The sequence below is a fragment of the Streptomyces sp. 8P21H-1 genome (assembly GCF_013302945.1).
In genome coordinates, this window is record NZ_JABTYA010000312.1 from 1 (window position 1) to 5418 (window position 5418).

The 5418-nt window shown below is 73.9% G+C and carries 1 protein-coding gene; it reads right to left on the bottom strand.

Annotated elements, in window-relative coordinates:
- On the bottom strand, positions 1–5418 hold a 5418-nt coding region (locus HO151_RS06545; protein ID WP_173895146.1), incomplete at both ends, for a type I polyketide synthase.

Sequence of the window (5418 nt, forward strand, 5' to 3'; positions counted from 1 at the left end):
CGCTGCGCAGGGGCGCGCGGACCAGTCCGCGGAACATCGGTGCCACGGGGGCGGACGCGGCACGGGCCCGCAGGCCCGCGAGGTCGAGCTTGGCGGGTACCAGCGCCGCCGCGTCCGCCTCGAACGCCGCGTCGAAGTGCCCGAACGCCTGGTCCGCGGGCATCGGCAGCAGGCCGTTGCGGTTCATCCGCACCCGGTCCTGCTCGTCGAGCGTGTCGGCCATGCCGGTCTGCCACAGGCCCCAGGCGAGGGACTTGGCGGGCAGCCCGTCCGCCCGCCGCTGCCGGGCGAGCGCGTCGAGGAAGGCGTTGGCCGCGGCGTAGTTGGCCTGGCCGGGGGAGCCGAGGACACCGACCACCGACGAGAACAGCACGAACGCGTCGAGGTCCATGTCCCGGGTCAGCTCGTGCAGGTTCCAGGCGGCGTCCACCTTCGGACGCAGCACCCCGTCGAACCGCTCGGGGGTGAGTGCCGTGACGATGCCGTCGTCGAGCGTTCCCGCGCAGTGCACCACGGCGCCGAGCGGGTGTTCCCGCGGCAGCTCCGCGAGCAGGGCCGCCAGGGCCTCCCGGTCGGCCGTGTCGCAGGCCGCGATCGTGACCTCCGCGCCCAGCCCGGCGAGTTCCGCGACGATGTCGCTGCCCGCCCGCGCACCGCTGCGGCTGACGAGCAGCAGCCTCCTGGCGCCGTACGTGTCCACCAGGTGCCGGGCGAGGAGCGTGCCCAGCGCGCCGGTGCCACCGGTGATGAGCACCGTCTTCTGCGGGTCGAACGGGGCCGGCGGGGTGTCCTGCCCGGCGGCGCCGCCGCGGGCACGGCCGATGCGGGGAGCCAGGAGCTTCCCGTCGCGCAGGGCGAGCTGCGGCTCCGCGGAGGCCAGGGCCGCCGGGAGGGCCCGCAGGGACGCGTCCGAGCCGTCGAGGTCGACCAGGACGAACCGGTCGGGGTGTTCCGACTGGGCGGTGCGGATCAGTCCCCACACCGCGGCCGCGGCCAGGTCGGCCGGCCCGTCACCGGTACCGGTGGACATGGCGCCCCGGGTGAGGACCACCAGACGGGAGTCCTCCCGTTCGTCGGCCACCATCGCCTGGACGAGGCCGAGCACGTGATGGGTGAGGGAACGGGTGGCCTCCACCGGGTCGGTGCCCGGCTCGGACACGCACCAGGTGACGAACACGTCCGGCCCGGTGGTCCCGTCCTCCCGCACCGCCGGGAGCGTCACCGCGTCCGGCCGGATGTCGACCGCGGCACCGAGCCGGGACAGGGAGGCCGCCAGGTGGCGTTCCTGCGGGTCGGCGACGACCGCCCACGTCGTCCCGGCCGCGCCCAGGGCGTCGCCCTCGGGCGCCGGGACGGCGAGCCAGTCCACCTCGTACAGCTCTCCGGCGTCGGCGGCCCGCGCGGCGGCGAGCTGGTCGGGACCGACCGTCCGCATGATCAGGGAGTCGATCGTCATCACCGGCGCGCCCGTCTGGTCGGAGATGACCAGGGACACGGTGTCGTCGGTGGGCCACAGCAGGCGGATCCGCAGGGCCCTGGCGCCGGTGGCGTGCAGGGACACTCCGGCCCACGAGAACGGCACCCGGATGGAGTCGCCCGCCTCGTCCTCCCCGGGGATCAGCGCCGCCGGCTGGAGGGCCGAGTCGAGCAGACCGGGGTGGATGCCGAAGGCACCGGGGTCGGCGTCCTCGGGGAGGGAGACCTCCGCGTACGTCGTGGTGCCGTCCCGCCAGGCCGCCCGCATGCTGCGGAACAGCGGTCCGTAGCCGAAGCCCGCGCCGGTGACCCGGCGGTAGAACTCCTCCGTGTCCACGGCCTCCGTGCCGGCCGGGGGCCAGACCTCGTCCGCGAGCACGTCGATCGCGGCGGAGACCTCCTTGCGCTCGGGAGCGAGCGCCCCCGTGGCGTGGCGGGTCCAGTCGGCCTCGGACGGTGCGTCCTCGGACCGGGAGTAGACCGTGAAGGAGCGCCGTCCGAGGTCGTCCGCCGGCTCGACGAGGACCCGCAGCTGGAGCGCGCTGCTCTCCGGCACGGAGAGGAACACGTGGTGGGTCAGCTCCTCGATGTGCTCGCAGCCGACGTGGCGCGCCGCGTGCAGGAGCAGGTCGACGAAGGCCACACCGGGCACGATCATCGCGCCGAAGATGATGTGCTCGGCCACCCAGGCGGGATCGGTCCCGCTGATCCGGCCGGTGAAGAGGTGCCCGCCCCCGTCGGGGAGCTCGGCCAGGGTGGTCAGCACCGGATGGCCGGTCGCCGTCAGTCCCAGCCCGTCGGCGCCCAGGGCGGGCCTGGCCGCTTCCAGCCAGTAGCTCTGGCGCTGGAAGGGGTAGGTGGGCAGGGCGTACGGCGTGGCGTGCTCGGTGACGAGCGGAGCCCAGTCGACCGGCACGGTGGTGCGGGTGTGGAGGGTGGCCACGGCGGCGAGCAGGGTGTGCTGCTCGTCGCGCTCACGGTGCAGGAGCGGGGTGAGCGTGGTGTCGGTGTCGTCGGGCAGGTTGTCCTGCGCCATGGTGCTGAGGGTGGCGTCGGGACCCAGTTCGAGGTAGTGGCGCACCCCGTTGGTGTGCAGGGTGTTGATGCCGTCGGCGAAGCGGACCGCCTCGCGGACGTGCTGGACCCAGTAGGCGGGGGTGGTGACGTGGTCGGGGTCGGCCGGCCGGCCGGTGAGGTTGGAGATGAGGGGAAGGGAGGGCGCGTGGTAGGTCAGGGCCGAGGCGACGCGCTCGAACGCCTCCAGCATGGGATCCATGCGCGGTGAGTGGAAGGCGTGCGAGACGGTGAGCCGCCTGGTGCGCCGTCCCTCCGCGGCGAAGTGGTCGGCGAGGGCGGTCACATCGGCCTCGTCGCCGGAGACGACCAGCGCGCGGGGACCGTTGATGGCGGCGATACCGGTGCGCTCGGTCAGGTGCGGGGCGACCTCGTGCTCGGTGGCCTCGACGGCGACCATCGCGCCACCGCCCGGCAGGGCCTGCATCAGGGTGCCGCGGGCGGCGACCAGGCGGCAGGCGTCCTCCAGGGAGAACACCCCGGCGGCGTGCGCCGCGGCGATCTCACCGATGGAGTGCCCGGCCAGGTAGTCGGGCGTGATGCCGAAGGAGGCCACGAGACGGTACAGCGCGGTCTCCAGGGCGAACAGGCCGGCCTGGGTGTAGCGGGTCTGGTTCAGCAGCGTCGCGTCGTCGTCGAAGACGACGTCCTTGACCGGCCGCTCGGCGTCGAGGTGGCGGTCCAGGACGGCGCAGACCTCGTCGAACGCGTCCCGGAACACCGGGTACCTGTCGTAGAGGTGCCGGCCCATGCCCGCGCGCTGGGCGCCCTGACCCGTGAACAGGAACGCCGTCTTGCCGGGCAGCGGCGTACCGCGCACCACGGTCGGGGACGGGACGTCGAGGACGAGGGCGTCCAGGGCCCGGGCGAACGCCTCGTGCCCGTCCGCGAGGACCACGGCCCGGTGCGAGAACAGGCTGCGGGTGGTGACGAGCGCGTGGGCCACCCGGTCCGGACGCAGGTCGGGGTCGAGCGTGAGGAGGTCGTGCAGCTGCTGCGCCTGGGCGCGCAGGGCCTGCTCGGTCTTGGCGGACAGGATCCAGGGGAGGACGGTGCCCTCCGGGAGGTCCGGCCCCTGCTCGGCCCGGGCGTTTTCGGTCGCGGGTGCGGCCTCCAGGATGAGGTGGGCGTTGGTGCCGCTGATGCCGAAGGAGGAGACGGCCGCGCGGCGGGGGTGGTCCGTCTCCGGCCACACCTGAGGTTCGGTCAGCAGCCGTACCTTGCCGGTGCTCCAGTCGATGTGCGGGCTGGGCTCGTCGGCGTGCAGGGTCTTCGGCAGGACGCCGTGCCGCAGGGCCTGGATCATCTTGATGACCCCGCCGATGCCGGCGGCGGCCTGCGCGTGCCCGATGTTGGACTTGAAGGAGCCCAGCCACAGGGGCTCCTCACGGTTCTGCCCGTACGTGGCCAGCAGGGCCTGCGCCTCGATCGGGTCGCCCAGGGTGGTGCCGGTGCCGTGGGCCTCGACCGCGTCGACCTGGTCCGGGGTGAGCCCGGCTCCGGCGAGAGCGGCGTTGATGACCCGCTGCTGGGAGGGGCCGTTGGGGGCGGTGAGGCCGTTGGAGGCGCCGTCCTGGTTGACGGCGGAGCCCCGGATCACGGCCAGGACGGTGTGTCCGTTGGCCCGTGCGTCCGAGAGGCGCTCCAGTACGACCATGCCCGCGCCCTCGGCCCAGATCGTGCCGTCGGCGCCCGCCCCGAAGGACTTGCAGCGGCCGTCGGGGGCCAGGCCGCGCTGACGGCTGAACTCCATGAACATGCCGGGGTTGGCCATGACGGTCGCACCGCCCGCGAGGGCCATGGTGGACTCGCCGTTGCGCAGCGACTGGCAGGCCAGGTGGAGCGCCACCAGCGACGAGGAGCAGGCGGTGTCGACGGTGACGGCCGGGCCCTCGAAGCCGAAGGTGTAGGAGAGGCGGCCGGAGGCCACACTCGCCGTCGTACCCGTCAGCAGGTAGCCGTCGACGGGCTCGTCGTCCTGGTAGGTGAGCGACGCGTACTCCTGCGTGACGACACCGGCGAAGACGCCGATGGAGCTGCCGCGCAGGGTGTCGGGCCGGATGCCCGCGTACTCGAACGCCTCCCAGGCGGTCTCCAGCAGGAGTCGCTGCTGGGGGTCGAGCGCCAGGGCCTCGCGGGGGCTGATGCCGAAGAACTCGGCGTCGAAGCGGTCGGCGTCGTACAGGAAGCCGCCCTCACGGGCATAGGTCTTCCCGCGCACCTCGGGGTCCGGGTCGAAGATGTCGTCCAGGTCCCAGCCGCGGTTCGAGGGGAACGCCCCGATGGCGTCCACCCCCTCGGTGACCAGCCGCCACAGCTCCTCCGGCGAACCGGCGTCGCCGGGGAAGCGGCAGCCCATCCCCACGACGACGATCGGGTCGTCGTCGGAGGCGGTGTCCCCGGATCCGGCGGTCCCGGCGGCCTCCGCGGTCTTGGCGGACCCGGCGGCTTCCACGGTCCCCGCCGTGGCGGCGACGGCCGGCAGCGCCTCGTCGTCGACCAGTTCGTCCCGGAGGTAGGTGATCAGCGCGGCGGGCGTGGGGTAGTCGAACAGCATGGTGGACGGCAGGTGCAGACTCAGCGTCTCGCCCAGCGCCAGGAGCAGTTCCATGCCGGCCAGCGAGTCGAAGCCCAGTTCCTTGAACGGCTGCTCGGGGTCGATCACCGGCGGGGAGCTGTGGCCGAGGACGACGGCGGCGTGCCTGGCGAGCACCTCCAGGAGCAGCTCGCGCTGCCCGGCCTCGGGCAGACCGGCGAGCTGCCGGCCCAGCGAGGAGTCGTCCCGGACGGGGCCGCCCTCCTGCCCGGCGCGCGGCGCCTGGGCGGGGATCAGGTCCGCCAGCAGCGGCGACAGCCGGAGCGAGGCAC